This window comes from Bradyrhizobium sp. TM239, from assembly GCF_036247985.1.
GTDB lineage: Bacteria > Pseudomonadota > Alphaproteobacteria > Rhizobiales > Xanthobacteraceae > Bradyrhizobium > Bradyrhizobium ottawaense.
Map to the genome: position 1 here is coordinate 263,414 of NZ_BTIR01000005.1, position 19,275 is coordinate 282,688.

Here is a 19,275-nt window from a genome sequence, read left to right on the forward strand (position 1 = left end):
ATGAGCACGATTGCCCTGTCGAAAACGTTCTCTTACGATCGGACAATGCAACTGTTCGGCGGCATGTGGTTCATGTTGCTGGCGCTTGGCGTGGCGATCAAGATCGGATCATCGGTTCATGATCCCTGGCCGTCGCTCCTGTCGAGTGTTTGCCTCGCTGTCTTCTACGTGCTCCTGGCGCTGTTGATCATCACGCGGCCCCCGGCGAAGGCGCAAGCGAACGGCCTCCCAAGGATAGCGGCGTTCGTCGGCACCTATATGCCGTGGACGATCGCCTTCTTCGGCGAGACCGACAAGGCGTTGCCAAACCTGGCGTCCACCGCGTGCGTGTTGATCGGCATGATCATGATGCTGGTCACCATCCGACATCTTGGCAGGTCGTTCAGTCTGGTGCCACAGGCGCGCAACGTGGTGCAAACGGGTCCGTATCGCTGGATCAAGCACCCGCTCTACCTTGCGGAAGAAATCGCCGTGCTGGGTGTGGTGCTGAGAAGCCCGACGCCGCTGACAGCGGTCTTGCTCGTCTTGCATATCGGCGTTCAGGTCTGCCGAATCTATTACGAAGAGGACCTGCTTCGTCGCAACTGCCCGGAATATTCCGGTTACGAAGCATCGCGCTGGAGAGTGGTCCCTTACGTTTGGTGAGTGCTGTTCCGGTCGACGACCGGAAGGGTGAGTATCGGTCGAGGTCAACTCATGAGCCACAGGAAGTCGTTCATCGTGGATCGACGCGGCGCCGTCGCGTTTGAGACCTTGCTCGTCTACCCAGTCTTGGTGGCGTTCCTGCTCATGCCGCTCGCCGACCTGGCTGCTGCGGGCTTCCAGTTTATCTCCGCGTGGAGCGCATTGCGCTCCTTCGGGCAGTATGTGCAGTACGCTAATCCGCTCGCCCCTGACGGCACGGTGAGCTGGAAGACGGGGCTCCAGACGACAGTCGCTGGTCATGCGATCAGCAACCTTCAGGTTTTGTGCGGAGACGCGGGGGCCAGCTGTTCGCCAGGCAATCTAGCTTCTCCCAAGTACATTACATTCTCGACAACCATCACTTTGGCTCCAATTGTGTGGAGAGGGGTGCTGTGTCCCACCACTTGTACCTACACGCTGCCTTACTCAGAACGCTTCCAGTAGGGGGCTTCCATGCGTAGTCTGCTCCGTTCCCAACGAGGCTCCGTCGCATTCGCAACGGTCATCGCTCTCGTGCCGCTCATCGGAGTAGTCGCACTCGGGGCTGAGGCCGGATCGTGGTACGTCACCCGCCAGCATGCGCAGAACGCCGCCGACTCGGCCGCCTATTCGGGCGCATTGCGGCTTTCATGTACGATGGCGGGTGCGGCCTGCGAAACCCAGACAGTGGATTATCGCGGCAAGGAATTCGCGGCACAGAACGGGTTTTGCAACTCGAGTCCCAACGACGCTACCGGCTATCCGGGCAGAAACTGTCCGACAAGCCTACCGACCAGAGTCTCGCGGTCCGTGCAGATCGATATCGGCGATTACAATGGGACCACGTTCACAACGCCAGCTGCAGGTACCGGCAATGCCGTTCGCGCCAGAGTCAGTCAGCAACAACCGGCGTACCTGGCGGCAGTGCTGGGTTTGACCAACATCAACATCCCCACCCAAGCCATTGCAGTGGTCCAGCAGCCGACCAAGGCCTGCGTCCTGGCGCTTGGACCTGATTTGGGCGCACTCAAGCTTGCTGGCAACCTCAGCAACAACGGAACTGGCTGCGCTCTGATGTCGGATACCAGTGTTCAACTTGCCAGCACTCCAACGTTCACCGGCTCGGGATGGGCAGTTTATGGTGTAAGTGGCTGCACCCCCACAGGCAGCTGCAGCAATGTTAGCGTGCCGCACAACTATTTTATGACGTACGCCAGCAATCCGCTCAGCAAACTGGACACCGCATCGTTCAACAGCAGGACGGGCAATACAAATATGCCGTGCACCCTTCAGGCGGATGGGTGGAAGCATTGCGCGCCAAATAGCGCCGGGACTGGAGCTTACGGCAGTTTCACGGTGCAGAACGGCGATAAGTACGTTTTGGATCCGGGAACATACTTCTTCTTCAAAGCAAATATAAAGATGACCGGCGGACAACTGAAGGGCACAGGCGTAACCCTCGTCCTGCTCGGAGACTCGCAGCTTACCATCAACGGCGGTACGGCTGATCTCTCCGCACCTACCACTAACGCGTTCTCTTCTGATCTGAATGGCGTCCTGATTGATGATCAGGCTCCGAGCAAGACCAGCAACAAGGTCACCATAAACGGTGGCGGTCAGGTTAGCCTGGGCGGGGCCATCTACTTCCCCAAGGTCGACGTTAGCTGGGCCGGTACGACTTCAAGTGCGAATACGACCTGTTCGCAAGTGATTGCGAAGACGATCGACATGAGCGGTGGCGGCTACCTCAGCACAGAAGGCTGTGCGCCGGCCACCATCGTTTACACCCAAGTTGTCGCTTTGGTGCAATGATGAGAAAGCTCGACAATCGCGGTATGGCGCCGTTTGAATTTATCATGGTGTCCGTGGCGCTCTTCACGTTGATGTTCGTCATCTTCGATCTTGGGCGCTATGCCATCACGATGCAATCCTTGCGGACGCTTGCGAGTGTCGGCGCCCGTGCGGTCATGATCAGCTGCTATACGCCTGCCTTGCTTCAAAGCCCGCCGCAGTCGCCGGCCGGCTGCATCGGGGATCCCCTGTCCACCGCCGCCAAGCAGACCGCGGCCCCCTTCCTGTTTTTTGGAGGTCTCACGCCAACGCTGACCGTGGGGGCCAACAGCAACAGCTTGAGTGTTACAGCTTCCCAGGCAAACTTTAAGATGCTGATGCCCATATGGGGCACAACGCTCAATGCGCCGATCGCCTCCAACCAGATTCCCTTCTAAGGCGAATATGGCAGCACGCCTGACATGTTTGGCTCGACTGCTCTTTGTCGCCGCGGCGTGCGGGCCAAACGCGCGGGTGCGGGATTACTCGGCCAAGCGAATCGCCAAGCGAGTCGCCAAGCGAGCCACCGATTGTCCTTCCATCGCAAGGCCACGACCGGAGCGCGCGCCAAGAGCGGTTGTGCGGCGGGATGGTTCCCCACAACCAGTGAGAATGATGCGCGCTGGCAACATTGAAGGGTTTTCTTTCTGCTTGCGGCGGCGCGGTAAGTATCACGTCTTGCAACCTGCCTGCATGAGGGAGGATGATCTTGGAAACACGAAGTAACGAATTGTAGTGGGACAGATTGTAAGCTCTGCGACGTGGTGCGCAGAGGGGAAATGTTGAGGACGTCGAGCACGTAGATTTGCGGGGATCTCCGTGGATCGCAGTGGGGGGACTCGGATGAGTGGCGATCGCGTTGCGGGTAACAAGGTCGGGAGGCTTCTCGCCTTCGGCGTGATGGGTCTGGGCGCGGCGCTCGCCTCCTCTGGGTTCACCGACCGCGCGGCGGCTGCAGACCGGCGCAGCTCCTCCGGCGGCGTCATCGTCAGCGAGATGAGTGACGTCCAGCGGGTCAAGCTCGTCGTCAACAAGTCACGTACCTTCAAGGTCGACACGGCCTTTGCGACGATCGTGGCGGGCTCGTCCGACATCGTCGACGTGAAGTCGCTGAGCGATCATCTCATCTACGTGCAGGGCAAGCAGACCGGCACCACCAACGTCATCCTGTTCGACAGCTCGATGAAGCAGATCGGGATCCTCGACGTCGAGGTCGTGATCGATACCGGCAATCTGCAGCAGAACATCCGGACCAGCACCGGCGGGCAGGGTATCCGCGTGTCGGCTTCCGAGGGCCAGGTGGTGCTCAGCGGGGTCGCCGCCGACGCAGTTACGGCCGAGCGGGCGATGGCGATCGCCACCAGCACGGTCGCGAAAGGGGGCGTCGTCGTTAACGCGATGAGCGTCGCGGCGCCGCAACAGGTGATGCTCGAGGTGCGCTTTCTCGAAGTGAGCCGCGAGGCTGGACGCAACTTGGGCGTCAATCTGTATGCGGCTAATGCTAATGGCACCAATGTGGGCAATAGCGGACTTGGTTCGACGACCGCCGTCGGGCGGGCGCCCATCGGTGGCATCAATAGTCTCACTCGGGTACCCACCACCGGCGGCACTAGCAACCTTAGTCCCAGCAGCACTCCTGTTGGCGCCAATCCTGCTGGCAGCCTTCCGATCCTCGGAACTCTCGGGACGCTGGCCGGTACTGCAGGAGGCATTGCGCCGGCGCCGTTCGGAAGCTTGTTGACCAGCATTATCAGGACCAGCAGCGGGGGCTCGGTGGACCTGTTGATCTCGGCGCTGGAAACCAAAGGATTGGCACGCCGGCTGGCGGAACCAAACCTGACCACGCTGTCCGGCGATGCTGCCCGCTTTCTCGCCGGCGGTGAATTTCCAGTGCCGATCCCGACCCAGACTCAGAACGGCTTTCCCACCATCACAATCGACTACAAGAAGTTCGGTGTTGAGCTCGCCTTCGTCCCTACTGTGCTCTCGCGCGGTGTGATCAATCTTCGTGTCGAGCCGTCGGTCAGCGAACTTGATTTCGCCAACGCCGTGACGATCCAGGGGACGACCGTTCCTGCGCTGACCCGCCGCGACGCGCGAACCACGGTTGAGTTGCGCGACGGCCAGAGCTTTGCCATCGCTGGCCTGTTGCAGACCCGCAATCGCCAGGACGTCTCGCAACTGCCTTGGATCGGCTCGGTGCCGGTGATTGGAAGCCTGTTCAGCAGCAAATCGTATCAGCAGGAGGAAACCGATCTGGTGATCATCGTGACCCCGCGCCTGGTCGCGCCGGCGGCACCCGGTCAGCAATTGGCATCGCCACTCGATTCCCGCCTGCCGGCCAACGACGTCGATTTCTTCCTCAACGGCCAGATGGAAGTCCGCAAGCGGTACAACGACTACGTCAATTCCGGAGGTGAGGTGAAGGGACCGTATGGCCACATCATCGCGCCTGAAGTGCGGGCCCCCGTCGTCGTCCCGGCCGCGAGTGCCGATCAGACGGTCGTCAAAACTCTAAACTAGAGGACGCGCGAGATGACGATCAGGTATCTGGTTCTGTTTGCGCCCATCCTGCTCGGGGGATGTTACGGCGTCGCCGGTCATGACGAGGTGGACCGCTACTTTCAGCGTTCCAACAGCATCACGATGACCGCCGGCGATGCCAAGCAGGTCAACGCCGTCACCCATACAATCCATCCATGGCCGCGATACGTCGGCGATCGCCGGATCGCATACGATGCTCGACGTGTGGGCTCGGCCGTGACGCGTTACGGCAACCAGCAACAGCCGGTGGATCAGCTTCCCGACATGGGTGATCCGACGAAACTCATCGGCCAGCGGCCTCCGGTCACGCAGAATGTCAACGTAACTGGATTGGGTGCGGGAGCATCGGCGGGAGTATCGGTGCCGGTCGGCGGGGCAGGGGGCAGGTAGCGGCTTCTGGTAATTGAGTTGAGTGACGGGACATTTGAGTGCGGTGCAGTGCGTCCGCTGGGCCGGGCGGGGGACAAGATTATGCGACGTGCCATTCTACTGCTGACCTGTTGCTGGCTGGCGCCAGGCCTTGCGGCATGTGACTATACCACGAGGGAGGCTGCCATCGTGGCTCCGGTCGATCCACCGGGTGGGGACCCGGTGCAGGAGCCGACCGACGTCAAGTACTACCCGTCGGACGAGCCTGTGCGGCTGGGCCTGGAGCATTACAATCGCGGCAGTTACGGACTCTCACAGCGCTATTTCAAGGATGCCGTCGAGAAATCACCCAAGGACGTCACGGCCTGGATTGGTCTCGCAGCGAGCTACGACAAGCTGCGTCGTTTCGACCTGGCCGATCAGGCCTATGCGCAAGCGATCCGGCTGGGAGGCGAAACCGTTCAGATCCTGAATGACCAGGGATATTCGTACATGCTGCGCGGCAATCTGAATGCGGCGCGACGGAAGTTCGAGAAGGCTTATTCGCTCGATCCGGGTAATCCGGTCATCGCCAATAACCTCGAGCTTCTCAATGGCAGCCGGCGGTTCATTGAAAGACCACCAAACAACCAGCCATAAGTGGTCGACCGGCTACTGCGATCACGGCCAGTTCTCGTCAATTTGGCCCAATCACAGCATCAGCGTGACGGCTGCCGCTGCGGATGATGACAACAAGGCCATTGCGAACGGTAAATCGCGCGCCGAGCAGTTTCCGCACCTTCTCCGTGATCGGAGAGGGAAAGGGAACGGTTTCTCCCGCGACGGGATCGCCGACCTTTATCGTCTCAGTCGCGGGGCCTGCAAGTGGTGCAGGCTTGATATAGTCTCGGATGAGCTGAATCTCTTCACGTGACAGGATGAGCGGAGCCCGGTCAGGCTGGGTCTCCGACGGCGGCTTGGTTGTTCCACTGCTCGCCTTTTCACGGTTCTCATTGGTGCTTGCGATCTGATCGAGCCTGGCTACGCGTAGCTTGAGCGCGATGATGTCACGTTGCAGCGTTGCGATCTCCAATTTGCGCGCGTTGACCTGCATGAAGACAATGATTGCGCAAACGCAGCTCACGACGAGGCCGACGCTCAGCAGTGCGATCAACCACCGCTCAAAGTTCCCCATCGACCCTCCGGTCGTCCGGGGGAGTTGATCGCGCTGGAGATGGCTCCGCCAGATGCGACGTCCTCGGTCGATCCAATCGGTAGAGCCCGCTCCGCCGGTCGCCGCCTGGCCCGACCCAAAATGCGCGGGCGACGAGGTGGCTTCCTCTCGGTCCGGATCAACTGACGACGCCATGTCGACATGCTCAAGCTCTAGATTCTCGGGGACGCGATCCCCCGTAGCCGGATGAGCGGCAGGGTGGAAGGGATCCATCTCCTTATCGAGCCGGCCCATCTCCGCTCTCCATGCAGCCATCTATCAACGCAGTTCCGCCGACGCGGCTAGAACAGGGTACCCGAGGATTCGATCAATCGGAACGGAAAAGGCTCCAAGCCCCGGCGTGAGCCGCTCTAAGGGCAGCTTCAAGAGATAGCGACAGGCCTTCGGTTCGAGCATGACGCTGAGCCGCGGCAGACCGCTGCCCGATCGATCGACGCCGTCTAGACTGCATTGCGGTCGGGCGAAGTGGGCTGACGGCTTGACTTAAAGGCTGCCTTCGCACGCTCACGCAGGCGCTGGAAAACGACGTAGAGCATCGGCACCATGAATATTCCGATCGAGCTTGCGGCCAGCATGCCGGCGAAGACGGCCGTGCCGACGGCGCGCCGGCTGAGGGCGGCTGCGCCGGTCGCGATCACGAGCGGCAAGAGGCCGAGGATGAAGGCCGCCGAGGTCATCATGACGGCGCGAAAGCGCATATGTGCGCCCTGGATCGCCGCCTCGTCGAGCGGCACACCGGCCTCGCGTTGCTCCTTGGCGAACTCGACGATCAGGATGCCGTTTTTGGCGGCAAGCGCGATCAGCACGACGAGGCCGATCTGGCCGTAGAGGTCGAGATTGAGGCCAGCGATCTTGATGCCGAGGTAGGATCCGAGCACGCCGACGACGACCGAGAGCAGCACGGGGATCGGGATCACGGTGCTCTCATAGAGCGCGACCAGGAACAGATAAGCGAAGAGGACGGCGAGCATGAGCACGATGCCGGTCTGGCCGGCGGCCTGCTGCTCCTGGTAGGCGGTGCCGGTCCACGCGAAACTGTAACCCGGCGGCAGAACATCCTCCGAGATCTGCGCCATGGCGGCGATCGCGGTCCCGGACGAGATGCCCGATGCCGGACCGCCGTTGACGGTCACTGAACGATAGTTGTTGTAGCGGGTGATGACCTGCGGCCCGGTCACGATCTTGAGGCCGGCGAGGGACCGTAACGGCACCATCTCGCCCGATCCGTTACGGACATGGATGCGCCAGACATCGGACGTATCGGCGCGATCGAATGCTTCACCTTGCAGGTTGACCTGCCAGGTGCGGCCGAACAGGTTGAAGTTGTTGACGTAGACGCCGCCAAGCGTGGCCTGGAGCGCGGTGAAGATGTCGTTGACGGTGACGCCCAGCGCCTGTGCCTTGCGGCGGTCAATATCGAGATAGAGCGATGGATTGGTCGCCGTGAATGTCGAGAACACGCGTGCGAGCCGAGGATCGGTATTGGCCGCGCCGATCAACGCGTTCGTGACGCTGGAGATCGCGGCCGGGGCCTGACCTTCCAGGGCCTGCAATTGATATTCGAAACCACCGCCGGTGGAGAGCCCGATGATCGGCGGCAGGTTGAACGGCAGCACGTTGGCTTGCCGGATCTGCGCGCCGGCGGCGAAGGTCTTGGCGATCAGCGCCTGGGCGGAATTCGTCGCCGTCCCGCGGTCGGCGAACGGCTTCAGTCGCGCCACCACCAGCGCACTGTTCGGCTCGGAAGCTCCGTCGAGCAGGGAAAAGCCGATCACCGCGAGGACGTGATCGACGGCCGGCATCTGTTTCAAGATGTCCTCGATCTGCCGGGTGACCTCGCTGGTCCGCGCTACCGATGCGCCGTCCGGCAGCTGAACCGAGGTGAAGAAGGCGCCCTGGTCCTCTTCGGGCAGGAAGCCCGTCGGGGTCACCAGCGACAGGCCGAAGATTGCTGCGGCAAAGGCGGCCACCAGGAGAAGCGACACGGTTGCCATGCGCACGAGCCGGCGGACCGCGCCGCTGTAGCGATCGCGCACCCAGTCGATGCCGGTGAGGATGCGGCCGATGATGCCGCGACGCTGTCCTGTGTGACGCAGCAACAGCGCGCAGAGAGCCGGCGACAGCGTCAGGGCATTCAATGCCGAGATCATCATGGCGGCGCTGATCGTCACGGCGAATTGGCGGAACAGCGTGCCCGAGATACCGGGAATGAAAGCGATCGGCACGAACACCGAGAGCAGAACCAGCGTGATCGCGATGATCGGCGCGGTGATCTGCCTCATGGCTTTCTTGCTGGCCTCGGCCGGAGACAGATCAGGCTCCTCCGCCATGACACGCTCGACATGCTCGACCACGACGATGGCGTCGTCGACCACGATGCCGATCGCGAGCACCATTGCGAGCAGGGATACGGTGTTGGCGGAATAACCGAGCGCGAGCAGGATGGCGAATGTGCCCACGAGGCTTACCGGTACTGCGACGGCCGGAATCGCGGTGGCGCGCATGTTTCCGAGGAACAGATAGACCACGATCACAACCAGGACGAAGGCCTCGCCCAATGTCCACAGCACCTCCGTGATCGTGTCCCGGACGAAGGTGGTGGAGTCGTATTGCACGAGATAGCCGAGCCCTGCCGGAAACCGGCCGGACAGCCGTTGCATCGTGTCCGCGACCGCGCGCGCGGTGGTCACCGCGTTGGCGCCCGGGGCGAGGTAGATCGCAATCGGAACGGCAGCTCGCCCGTCGATCCGGGCTTCGCTGTCGAGATTTTGCGCGCCCAGCTCGACGCGGGCGACGTCCCTGACCAGCAGCGAGGATCCGTCCGGCTCGGCGCGCAGCACGATGTTGGCGAATTGATCGGCGGTGGCGAGGCGGCCCATCGTCTGCACGTTGAACTGGAACTGCTGATCGTCGCTGATTGGCCGCGCGCCAATGCGGCCGACGGGAGCCTGGACGCTCTGCGCGCGAATGGCCGCGACCACGTCCGAGGGGGTCAGGTTGAGGCTGGTGAGGCGCTGCATATCGAACCAGATCCGCATCGAATAGTTCATCCTGGCGAACAGATTGGCCTGGCCGACCCCCGGCGTGCTCGCGATTGCGTCCAGCACGTTGATGATGGCGTAATTGGTGATGAAGAGCGGGTCCTGCCGGCCATCTGCACTGTAGAGCACCAGGAACTGCAGGATCGAAGAGGATCGCTTCTGGACGGTCACGCCCTGCTGTTGCACTTCCGTGGGCAATTGCGACAATGCGCTCTGGACGCGATTGTTGACGTTGACCGTGTTGATGTCGGGATTGGTGCCAAGCGCGAACGAAACCGTCAGCGTGTAGCTGCCGTCGTTGCCGCTGGTCGATTTCATATAGAGCGCGCGGTCGACGCCGACCACCTGCGCCTCCAACGGCTGTGCGACGCTGCTCTCCACGACCTCGGCGGAGGCGCCGGGAAAGTTCGCGGCCACGGTGACTTGCGGCGGCACGATATCGGGAAACTGCGCCACGGGGATCTGCGTGAGCGCCAGCGCGCCGGCGATGGTGATGACAACGGCGATCACCATCGAAAGACGCGGCCGGTCGACGAAGACGCTCGATATCATTGGCTGCCGCCCCTGGGGGTTCGAGGCAGGGGAGCGCGCGCCCCTTGCGGAGCCGCTTCGCCGGTTGGGTCCTTCATGCTCGACAAGATCAGCGGACTTGCCGGCTCTGGAGAGATGGTTTGGCCGGCGCGAACCCGCTGCAACCCTTCCGCGATCACCTTTTCACCGGCCGTCAATCCGCTGATGACGGCGGCGATCGCGGGAGTCGATTGCCCGAGCTGAATGCGCCGCTGCTCCGCCTTGTCGTTCGCGCCGACGACGAGAACGTAGTCGCCACGCTGGTCGGACAGCACCGCTGAGCGCGGAATCGCCAGCACCTCGATAGGCTGGACGCCTTCGAGCACGACAGTGACGAATTCGCCGTTGGTGAGCTCGTGGGCGGTAACGCCCGCCGCCGAGGGAGCACGCAGGATCGGGTTGGCGATCTCTCCGCGCACCGTGATCGTGTCGGTGTTCTGGGCGATGGTGTTGTCGACGAAATTCAGCTTGCCGGATTGCCCATACATGCGCCCGTCGGGCAGCCGCAATCGGATCGTCACCGCTTCGAGGCCGCCTTGGGGGCCGTAGCGTTCGCGCAGTTCGAGTCCCTGGCGCAGCGGCACCGGAAACGTGACGTACATTGGATCCTGGCTGACGATCGTGGTCAGCACGCCCGAATTCGGGCCGACGATGTTGCCTTCCGTCACGGCCGTGCGTCCGATTTTGCCGTCGATCGGCGCGCTGATGATGGTGTAGTCGAGGTTGATCTGTGAGGCCTGGACCTGTGCCTGCGCGGCTTTGACCTGGGCCTCGAGGCTGCGTTGGCTCGCGAGCGCGGCATCGTAGGTCGATTGCTGCCCGGCCGGTCCGCCAAGCAGGGTGCGGGCGCGTTCGGTGGTCAATTTGGCATTCTCGAGCGTTGCTTCGAGCTGTGCCACCTGCGCCTGCTTGGCCGCGACATCGGCCTCGAACGGGCCGCGTTCGAGCCGATAGAGCTGCTCGCCTTTCCTGATTTCGGCGCCTTCGGTGAACAGCCGCTGCTCCAGAAAGGCGGTGACGCGGGCGGCGATGTTGACCTGGTTGATGGCCTCGATCCGGCCGAGAAACTCACTGCTCTCGGTGATCGGCCGCTGCGCCGCTTCGACGACGCCGACGGCGGGCGCGGGCGGGGCTGGCTGCGGCCGCGCGGGTTCGCCGGCCGACAATGTCACAAGGCTCGCCGCCAGCAGTCCGAGCCGGACGTCAGCAAGGTTCATCGTCCGCTCCTTGCTCCGGGCTCGGAACTGCCGGCGTCAGGCCGCCACCATTCGACGGGCCGTGCTAGTCCCGCGCGGTTCGGTCGCTGCGCGCCGGCTCGTCGTAGCCCTTGCGATGGCTATAGAACATCAGCGCGATCAGGCCGCAGCCGAACACCAGAACAAGGATCGCAGCCGCCGCCAGCACGATGTTTCCGTAAAGCGGCATCGAGGGCGTCGCCCTCCAGACTGACAGGCAGAACCAGCTCGCGGCGAGGAGAAGCACTGCCAGCACGGCGACGAGGAGCCATTGGTTCTTGTTGCGTACCATTTCCTCATCCCCTTCGGACTACCAGCGCCATCCGCAATGACGGCGCCCGCGATGCCACCAGCAAACCCAGCGGCGGCGTCGGCGCGGTCGCGGGCCCCAGCCAGGACGAGACGGACCCCAGCCGGGCCGCGGCGGAGGTCCCCATTGCACCGGCATGGCGCGATGCTCGGGTGCCCGGCCGGCGCGAGAGAGATCGGGATCGACCGGCATTGCGTCCGCAACACTGATGAGGTGCGCGCCGGACGCTCCGATCGCGGCGGCGGCAATGGCGTTCGTCGCAAGGCTGAGGAAGACGCGGCGACTGGGAGCATCCATGGCTGTTCTCTCCTCTGTTATGCAGTCGTTCGCACCGATTGCAGCGCGTAGAGCAGCCATGCCAGGCCATGGGCAATCAGGTCGACGCCCAACAGGAAGCCGAGAGCCCAAGCGCTGATGGTGGGGAAGCCGAACAGGACCAGCACGCCGGCGATCGCCGCGAAGACGCCCGAGATCAGCATCATCCATCCGTTCTGCCGCCAATGGGCAAAGCTCAGCACGCATCGAATGACACCCGAAGCGAACAGCACCGCGCCGAGGAAATAGGTCAGGATCAGCGCGCCCGAGACCGGCTGGGTGAGCAGCACGACACCGAAGGCGAGGTAGAGCGCGCCGAGCAGGACTTGCCACAGGAACCCACCCCACCCCTTGGTCCAGAAGGCGTGGGCAATCTCGAATGCGCCGGCGGCGATCGCGGTGAGCCCGATGAGCTTGACACTGACGACGGTGGCGAAGGCAAGATCGCCGAGCGCGAACAGGCCGGCGGCGATCAGGACGACGCCGAGGAGCGCACAAACCCACAGCGGCGGAGCAACCACGGCATCGAGACTCCCGCGACTGTCATACACTGTCATGCGATCCTCCTGGGCGGTCACGGCCCGATCGAGATGCATCGGATTCTAGCTTCGAACACCCGACGCCGACATCGGACGAAACCCTGAGCCGCGAGGCGGGAATGTTCTCACCCTCTCCCTGCACGAACCGGCATCAAGAGCAGACCGAGCTGCGGGATCGTGGCGGCGGGATCGAAGCGGGTGGCAGGTCCAGGCCGTTTTCCTCGAGCAGCGAGGCCGGAAGCGGGATCAGAGCCCGCCCCGCGGTCCCAATGTCAGATGAGTTACGCCAGCCGCGAGATTGAGCCCGATCGAGCGCTCGATCGAGATCGGCTGCAGCATCACGCTCCTCCGCGAGCCGCCGATCAGGACGTTGGCGCCGAGGCCGGGACCGAATGCCAAACTGCCGCTCGCGCCGACATAACTGCCGCGCAACGTGCCGGGACCTATCCGCGAGTTCCTGGCGAAGACGGCCCAGGATAGCGTGCCGGCGCTGGTCACGCCGATATCAACGCCGACGCGCCGTATCCGTCCCTCGTAGACGTACTGCCGCGGCGGGCGCAGCGCGCTGAACACGCAGCGCAGCGCCTGCGTCGATCCAAGCACCAGTCCGACACGTGGCTCCGAGAAGCACAGGAGCCTGCCCACCCTGAATCTCTCGGCTTGCGCCGGCGAGCTGACAGCGCAAAGAACGACTGATGCGCCGATGGCGGCAAGACATCGCAACGTTCGCATTCAACCCTCCCGTCGGTTCGTGATGTCCCTGATGCTCTGCGAGGGGCTGCCGTCCTGACGCCACCAGAACGAGATGGCGAGGCCAATGAGCAGCACAGCCCCGAGCAGGAAGAAGAAGATGGATTGCTTCAGCCAGGATATCGCCGGAACGGCGGCGCCCATCGCAAGGCCAAGGAAGGAGATCTGCAACGACAGCAGGCTCAGGCCCGCAAGGAACGTGCCGAGCGCGAGCAATGTCAGCAGGACGAGCCCCGTTGCAGGGGTCGGAAGCAATTGCTGCACGCCCGAAATCAGCATGATGTTCATCGTGATCAGGACCGCGATCCAGTGCAGGGCCTGGGTCCAGATCAGCCGGATCTGGCCCTCCTTGCCCTCGATCTCCGGCCACTTGGTGACAACGCAGACGACGCCGATGGCGAGCGCCAGGAACTCCCAATAGCCGGTCAAGGGCTGGTGCGAGACGTTGGTGTAGGCAACGCCGACGATCGCGAGCAACAGCGCGACGACGTAGGGAAGTTGCTGCCACAGGAAACGGGCCGTCGTCGAACGCACCGGGGCATCATTCGAATGCGCTCCGAACTCGCTCATGGCTGCTCACTCGCAATCGATCGTGGCTTGGGATCGCCGCCCAGATAGTCCTCGACATAGAACCTGACGATCGCAACCCGACCGATCGCCACCAGCGGCATCGCGACCGCGACGCCCATGACGCCGAACTGAGCGCCGAGAAGGACGATCGCAACCAGTGTCCACGCAGGCGGGGTCTCGACCGCCTGGCGCTGGATCAGCGGGCCGATCACGTAGCCTTCGATCGACTGGATGATGGTGTACACGGCGACCGCCCAGATCAGGAGCGATGCGCCCAGCGGCATCGCGACGAGCGCGATCGGGATTGCGGCAACGATCGGCCCGAGATAGGGGATGAAGTTCGACAGGCCGGCCTGAAGTCCAAGCACGAAGGGACCGGGCAGCCCGATGAGATAGAGCGCGAGCCACACGCACAACGTCATCAGCATGATGCGGATCAATTGTCCGACGAACCACAGCCGCATGACGTTGCCCATCTCGTCCATCACGGCGCGCGCACGGCCGCGATGGGAATGCCTGACCAGCGCGATCACACTTTCGCGGTGGCCGGTGGGATCGAAAGCGAAGAGAATGCCGAGGAACAGGATCACCAGCACGGCGGTCAGGAGGCTCGACGCTCCGCCGAGCAGAAATTGAGCGTGGCTGAAGAACCGGCCCTGATCGGCGAACAGCCATTGTGCAAAGTCGCGGCCCCATTCCGGGCCGAGCAGGTCCACGCCATACGACAGCAGGTGCTCCTGGAGCAGATCGACCTGCGCATCCATCACTTTCAGAAGCAGGCGCGTCTGTTCCGGCAGCTTGCGCGCGCCCCAGGCGAGGCCGAAGCAAGAGAGCGCGGACAGAAGCAAGACAACGAGCGTCAACCGCCAGGCTCGTTTGAGTGGAAGGACCGGCGCCAGAGCTCGCGCCAAGGCGTCCAGAAAGGCGGCGAACAACACCCCGGCAAACACGATCAGAAGGCTGGAGACCGTTTGCCAGATCAAGAACAAGGCGATGCCGGCGGCGAGCAGGGTGAGACCGACGGCCAGCAGACTTGGCCGTCCGGTCTCGCCGGGCTCCTCGACAGCGGTCTCGTGCCGGATGAGCTCTCGGTATTTTTCGGAGCGCATTCCGGAAACGCTCTCAGGTTGATCCATCGAAGGGGCCACTACGATGCCTCAGGTGCGAAGGCGGCGGCTGCCATAGTGCGGGTGTTTGCCGCCGCGATGACGCCAGTACCGGTGCTTTGTCGGATTGGTGTTGGTGTTCGGCGGCGCGGCATCCTTTTTGGATGTCGTGGTGCCGGTCTGCTTTGCCATCGTTGCGCCGTCGTCCTTCGATTGCGCGAGCGTGACGGTGGGTGGCGCCGCGACGATCAGCAACCCGGCGAGGAGCAAGCCGCAACTCGTGATCGTCATGTTCATGTTCGCCTCCCTACAATCAAAGACGCTGGGTCAGATCGAAAGGGCGCCGACGGCGAGCCCATAGACGCCGCCGCCCGCCGCGATTGCGACCGCCGCAAACAGGATAGCTTCGGTTCTCGTGAAGGTGTTTTCCCTGCGCTCGCGTTTGGCCATCAGGAATAGCAAGGTTCCAGGCGCGTAGAGGATCGAGGACAGCAGGAGAAATTTCGGTCCGCCGGCGTAGATCATCGCGGCGGCGTAGAGCGTCGCAACGGCGGCGCGGATCCCATCGGTCGTGCGGGCGCGCTCGCCGGCGTAATAGGTCTCGCCGGTCGATGCGAGCTTGAGACCATAGGCTGCGACAAGAACGTACGGGATCAGCGTCATCGCGCTCGTCATCTTCAGTGCGAGCGTGAAGGCATATTCGGCGAACCAGCTGACGAGCAGAAACGCCTGTATCACACAGTTGGTCAGCCAGAGAGCACCAACAGGTACCTTGTTCGCATTCTCACGCGCGAGAAAGGACGGCATGGTGTGGTGTATCGCCGCCGAATGCAGGATCTCCGCGGCGAGCAGCGACCAGGACAGATAGTTGCCGAGGATGGAGATCAACAGGGCTACGCTGATGAACACGCTGCCCCAGCGTCCGACCATTGATTCCATCACGCCTGCCATCGACGGCGTCGAAAGATCCGCCAGCTCGTTCCGCGGCAACACGCCGTAGGACAGCAGCGTTACCAGGACGAGCAGGCAGAGAACGCTCAGAAAGCCCACCACTGTTGCAATGCCGATGTCGGCGCGATTCCTGGCGTAGCGCGAATAGACGCTCGCGCCTTCGACGCCGACGAACACGAATACGGTGAGCAGCATCGTAGAGCGCACCTGGCTCAGCACCTGCCGGAGGCTGGGCGGCTCAGTTCCCCAGAAATTCTGCAGCAGGAGCTCGCGATCGAGGACGAACGCGGCCACGACGATGAACAGGAGGATCGGAACGATCTTTGCGAAGGTTGCAATCGTGTTGAGCCTGGCCGCGCCCCTGATGCCCCGCAGCACGAGGAAGTGCACACTCCACAGCAGCAGTGTCGCCGATGCAATCGCCGTCGGCGTCGTGCCGTCACCAAAGATCGGAAAGAATTGCCCGAGTGTGGCCTTGATCAGAATGAGACAGGCGACGTCGGCAAGACAGCAGCCGATCCAGTAGCCGGCCGCCGACGCGAATCCGATGTAGTCGCCGAATCCGGCCTTGGCGTAGGCGTAAATGCCGGCATCCAGCTCCGGTTTGCGCTGCGACAGCGACTGGAATACGAGCGCCAGCATGAGCATGCCCGTCCCTGCGACGATCCATGCGATGATCGCACCGAGGGCGCCGGTGGCACGTCCGAACGCCGCCGGCAGGGCGAAGATGCCGGATCCCACCATCGATCCGATCACAAGCGCAATCAACGCGTTGCGGGAAAGCTCTTGATCGGCCTCGTTCGACGAAGACGCCATGACGGAGGATGGCCTCCCAATCCGGAGCGCGGTGGTGGTCGCATCTGCCGACCGCCCCCTGCGGAGGACCATAGAAGTGTCTGCCGCATGCGCACATCAGGGATTCTCTGTAGGAGGTGAGGGCAGAAAAATCAGCCGCCGCCCGGGGCTCCGCAAGCCGTCTGCGGCGGGCTGGCCACAAGCACGACGCTGCCGCGGCAGAATTCACCGGCCTTGGCGAGCTCGGCGGCGAGCCGTCTGGCGTGCAGGATGGCTGCATCCTGATCCGGGCAGTCCTGTCCGGTCCCGTCGGGGAAGAGGCCGTATCTGTCGGCGATGTGAAAGAAGAAGCGCATGGCATGGGTTAGATCGCGACCCGCCCGACTTCCAAGTGACAAAGCCGTAAGGAGCATACGCCAAACGGCTTAAACGTAGTTCCAAGCTCTCGCATCGGTAATGTGCGGCATCCCTGCGATGCCCGCAGTTGCGACAGCGAAGGGTAATTTCCACGGGCGGCATTCGGGTGATTGTCCGATGCCGTTCCGGAAGCCCGAGGATTAGCGTCGTCTCCCCCGGCGAAGTCCAGAGGAGGCGGATGTGTCAAATTTCGATCAGAACCTGACTGCGGCAGAGTCGGCTGGCGGCGCGTCTGCGGTGGACGCTGGCCTGCATGAATACATGTTGCGCATCTACGCACACATGGCCGCGGGCGTCGGCTTGACCGCCGTCGTGGCCTGGCTGACCTATCAGGTCACCGGCCCGGCTCTGCTGCAGAGTCCATTGATGTGGGTCTTCATTCTCGCGCCGCTGGGGCTGGTTTTCTTCATCGGCTCGCGCATCAATACGCTGTCCGTGTCGACGGCACGGCTGCTGTTCTTCCTCTACGCCGCCTTGGTCGGCGTATCGCTCTCGACGTTGTTCCACATCTACACGAACTCGTCGATTGCCCGGGTCTTCTTCATCGCCGCCGCGAGTTTCGGAGCGCTCAGCGCCTTCGGATATACGACGCGACGCGATCTCTCCGGGCTGGGCACGTTCCTGTTCATGGGGTTGATCGGCGTCATCATCGCAAGCCTGATCAACATCTTTCTGTCCTCGAGCGCGCTCGACTGGCTGATCTCGATCGTGGGTGTCGGCGTATTTGCCGGGCTTACGGCCTACGACACGCAGCGGATCAAGGCGATGTACGACAGCGCGGATGACCATACCTCTGCGGGTCGCAAGTCGGTCATCGCGGCGCTGTCGCTCTATCTGAATTTCATCAACCTCTTCATGATGCTGCTGCGGCTTGCGGGCGGCAGGCGTTGAGACAGGGAGGAGCGGCGGCTTCAGGCCGCCGGCCGCTCCACCGCGCTCGTCAGCGCATCGCGGAGGAGCTTCTCCTTCGTCTCGTCGAGTGACGTCTTGAGTACAACGCCGCCGGCGCTCTTGATCTCGTTGATCACCTTGTCCGCCGTCATGTGCTTGATCAGGACGAACAAGGCCGCGTTGCCGGGCTGGAGGCTGGTCGACAGGCTCTTCATGAAGGCGTCGTCGATGCCGAAGTCCGAGAGTGCGCCGCCGAGCGCGCCGGACGCTGCGCCAACCGCGACTCCGAGGATTGGGTTCAGAAAGAGGACGCCGATGAGAAGGCCCCAGAAACTTCCCGTCATTGCGCCCATCGCGGTCGTATTGACGAGTTGATTGAGCTTGATGCCGCCAGCGTCCGTCTTCACGGCAATCACGGCGTCGCTGATGGTAATCAGATATTCCTTCTGCAGCTTGAAGAGCTGCTGGCGGACTTCTTCTGCCTTTGCTTCCGACGGATACACGATCGCGACAAGATCGGACATTGACACCTCCCGTTGATCCAAAAGCGAACCGGCGCATTGCAATCGACGCTACCGTGCAAGGGTACCCGCCGCGATTGGAGGAAACCCCGGACGTTGGCGGAGGAATGTCCCGATGGGCGGGCAGTTGCGGCATGCATGCCGAATCCGGGTGGCGTACGACAACCAACAGCGCATCATTTACGCCGCCCGGCCGATATCGGACTGAGCGCTGCCGTTAGCGGCGGCGATTTTGCACGCAGGTGCCGTGCCGTCCGCTCAGCGATGCGCGGCATTGGGAGCGGGTCTCGTACATGCAGTTGAGCATTCCCTTGAACTTCGAGCACCATGCCAGATCCTGCGCTTGTACGGGCGTCGGCGAGCCCATCGCGCTGAGCGCAATGAAGACGGCGGCGGACAGCAAAGCCAGCTTTCTCATGTCGATCCTCCTATCGTCGTGTGAATCATTCGGGGCCTGAGCGGCCGGTTCCCTTGCCACCTGCTGCTTTGGCGAGCGCGCCGCGGCGAGAGCAGGTGCAGCCTTGATGCACCGCTTGCGGCGCCCTCGGTATCAGGTGATTGCCTGACGTTGCCTTGGGAATCTTCTGACTATGCCGGAAGGATCTCCGGACCACGATTGCATCGGTGATCGCTCAGTAGATTTAC

At 62.7% G+C, this 19,275-nt stretch carries 21 protein-coding genes; 8 read left to right on the forward strand and 13 right to left on the reverse strand.

All coding sequences use genetic code 11. From position 1 onward, the window contains the following. The 7 genes from AABA84_RS09995 (at nucleotide 1) to AABA84_RS10025 (ending at nucleotide 6,045) form a co-directional block, all read left to right on the forward strand. A complete protein-coding gene (locus tag AABA84_RS09995; RefSeq protein WP_338311975.1) occupies nucleotides 1-645 on the forward strand; it encodes a methyltransferase family protein in 645 nt (214 codons plus the stop codon). 51 nt (nucleotides 646-696) lie between these two features. After that, entirely contained in the window at nucleotides 697-1,128 is a 432-nt protein-coding gene (locus AABA84_RS10000) for a hypothetical protein (protein ID WP_338308536.1), read from the forward strand. A 9-nt stretch (nucleotides 1,129-1,137) separates the two neighbouring features. Continuing rightward, nucleotides 1,138-2,475: a TadG family pilus assembly protein gene (locus AABA84_RS10005; protein ID WP_338311976.1), complete on the forward strand. Its 1,338-nt coding sequence runs from the start codon at nucleotides 1,138-1,140 to the stop codon at nucleotides 2,473-2,475. Then, nucleotides 2,475-2,891 carry a TadE family protein gene (locus AABA84_RS10010; RefSeq protein WP_338311977.1) on the forward strand — a complete coding sequence of 139 codons (417 nt, stop codon included), beginning with the start codon at nucleotides 2,475-2,477 and terminating at the stop codon, nucleotides 2,889-2,891. The genes AABA84_RS10005 and AABA84_RS10010 overlap by 1 nt, the downstream gene beginning before the upstream one ends. A gap of 445 nt (nucleotides 2,892-3,336) precedes the next feature. Then, complete coding sequence (locus AABA84_RS10015) at nucleotides 3,337-5,016, forward strand: type II and III secretion system protein family protein (protein ID WP_338311978.1); 1,680 nt, start codon at nucleotides 3,337-3,339, stop codon at nucleotides 5,014-5,016. A 12-nt stretch (nucleotides 5,017-5,028) separates the two neighbouring features. Beyond that, on the forward strand, nucleotides 5,029-5,427 hold the full coding sequence (locus AABA84_RS10020) for a hypothetical protein (RefSeq protein ID WP_338311979.1): 399 nt from the start codon (nucleotides 5,029-5,031) through the stop codon (nucleotides 5,425-5,427). 168 nt (nucleotides 5,428-5,595) lie between these two features. Then, nucleotides 5,596-6,045 carry a tetratricopeptide repeat protein gene (locus AABA84_RS10025; protein ID WP_240543397.1) on the forward strand — a complete coding sequence of 150 codons (450 nt, stop codon included), beginning with the start codon at nucleotides 5,596-5,598 and terminating at the stop codon, nucleotides 6,043-6,045. 37 nt (nucleotides 6,046-6,082) lie between these two features. On the opposite strand, the gene AABA84_RS10030 is transcribed toward AABA84_RS10025, so the two are convergent. The 11 genes from AABA84_RS10030 to AABA84_RS10080 all read right to left on the reverse strand — a co-directional run bounded on the left by AABA84_RS10030 (nucleotide 6,083) and on the right by AABA84_RS10080 (nucleotide 17,157). After that, complete coding sequence (locus AABA84_RS10030) at nucleotides 6,083-6,853, reverse strand: hypothetical protein (RefSeq protein ID WP_338311980.1); 771 nt, start codon at nucleotides 6,851-6,853, stop codon at nucleotides 6,083-6,085. 206 nt (nucleotides 6,854-7,059) lie between these two features. Beyond that, nucleotides 7,060-10,212, reverse strand: a complete 3,153-nt coding sequence (locus AABA84_RS10035; protein ID WP_338311981.1) for an efflux RND transporter permease subunit — start codon at nucleotides 10,210-10,212, stop codon at nucleotides 7,060-7,062. After that, entirely contained in the window at nucleotides 10,209-11,447 is a 1,239-nt protein-coding gene (locus AABA84_RS10040; RefSeq protein WP_338311982.1) for an efflux RND transporter periplasmic adaptor subunit, read from the reverse strand. Before AABA84_RS10040 ends, AABA84_RS10035 begins: the two co-directional genes overlap by 4 nt. 64 nt (nucleotides 11,448-11,511) lie before the next feature. Continuing rightward, nucleotides 11,512-11,757, reverse strand: coding sequence for a hypothetical protein (locus AABA84_RS10045; protein WP_212253440.1), 246 nt, complete (start codon nucleotides 11,755-11,757; stop codon nucleotides 11,512-11,514). A gap of 332 nt (nucleotides 11,758-12,089) precedes the next feature. Next, nucleotides 12,090-12,647, reverse strand: coding sequence for an HdeD family acid-resistance protein (locus AABA84_RS10050; RefSeq protein WP_212253431.1), 558 nt, complete (start codon nucleotides 12,645-12,647; stop codon nucleotides 12,090-12,092). Nucleotides 12,648-12,875: 228 nt separating this feature from the next. Then, entirely contained in the window at nucleotides 12,876-13,361 is a 486-nt protein-coding gene (locus AABA84_RS10055) for a DUF992 domain-containing protein (RefSeq protein WP_212253429.1), read from the reverse strand. Then, nucleotides 13,362-13,949, reverse strand: a complete 588-nt coding sequence (locus tag AABA84_RS10060) for a hypothetical protein (RefSeq protein WP_212253427.1) — start codon at nucleotides 13,947-13,949, stop codon at nucleotides 13,362-13,364. Then, entirely contained in the window at nucleotides 13,946-15,058 is a 1,113-nt protein-coding gene (locus AABA84_RS10065) for an AI-2E family transporter (protein ID WP_212253418.1), read from the reverse strand. The genes AABA84_RS10060 and AABA84_RS10065 overlap by 4 nt, the downstream gene beginning before the upstream one ends. A 48-nt stretch (nucleotides 15,059-15,106) precedes the next feature. Then, entirely contained in the window at nucleotides 15,107-15,352 is a 246-nt protein-coding gene (locus AABA84_RS10070; RefSeq protein ID WP_212253416.1) for a hypothetical protein, read from the reverse strand. A gap of 30 nt (nucleotides 15,353-15,382) precedes the next feature. Further along, the gene (locus tag AABA84_RS10075) at nucleotides 15,383-16,822 is read right to left on the reverse strand and encodes a basic amino acid/polyamine antiporter (protein WP_212253414.1); all 1,440 of its coding nucleotides are present in this window, start codon (nucleotides 16,820-16,822) and stop codon (nucleotides 15,383-15,385) included. A 131-nt stretch (nucleotides 16,823-16,953) separates the two neighbouring features. Further along, nucleotides 16,954-17,157: a DUF6894 family protein gene (locus AABA84_RS10080; RefSeq protein WP_212253412.1), complete on the reverse strand. Its 204-nt coding sequence runs from the start codon at nucleotides 17,155-17,157 to the stop codon at nucleotides 16,954-16,956. 241 nt (nucleotides 17,158-17,398) lie between these two features. Here AABA84_RS10080 and AABA84_RS10085 point away from each other — a divergent pair, with 241 nt between their 5' ends. After that, on the forward strand, nucleotides 17,399-18,109 hold the full coding sequence (locus AABA84_RS10085) for a Bax inhibitor-1/YccA family protein (protein ID WP_212253410.1): 711 nt from the start codon (nucleotides 17,399-17,401) through the stop codon (nucleotides 18,107-18,109). Between the two features lie 20 nt (nucleotides 18,110-18,129). On the opposite strand, the gene AABA84_RS10090 is transcribed toward AABA84_RS10085, so the two are convergent. Further along, nucleotides 18,130-18,633: a DUF1269 domain-containing protein gene (locus tag AABA84_RS10090; protein ID WP_028143792.1), complete on the reverse strand. Its 504-nt coding sequence runs from the start codon at nucleotides 18,631-18,633 to the stop codon at nucleotides 18,130-18,132. A 214-nt stretch (nucleotides 18,634-18,847) separates the two neighbouring features. Beyond that, a complete protein-coding gene (locus AABA84_RS10095) occupies nucleotides 18,848-19,048 on the reverse strand; it encodes a DUF3551 domain-containing protein (RefSeq protein ID WP_212253408.1) in 201 nt (66 codons plus the stop codon). Nucleotides 19,049-19,275: the final 227 nt, after the last annotated feature.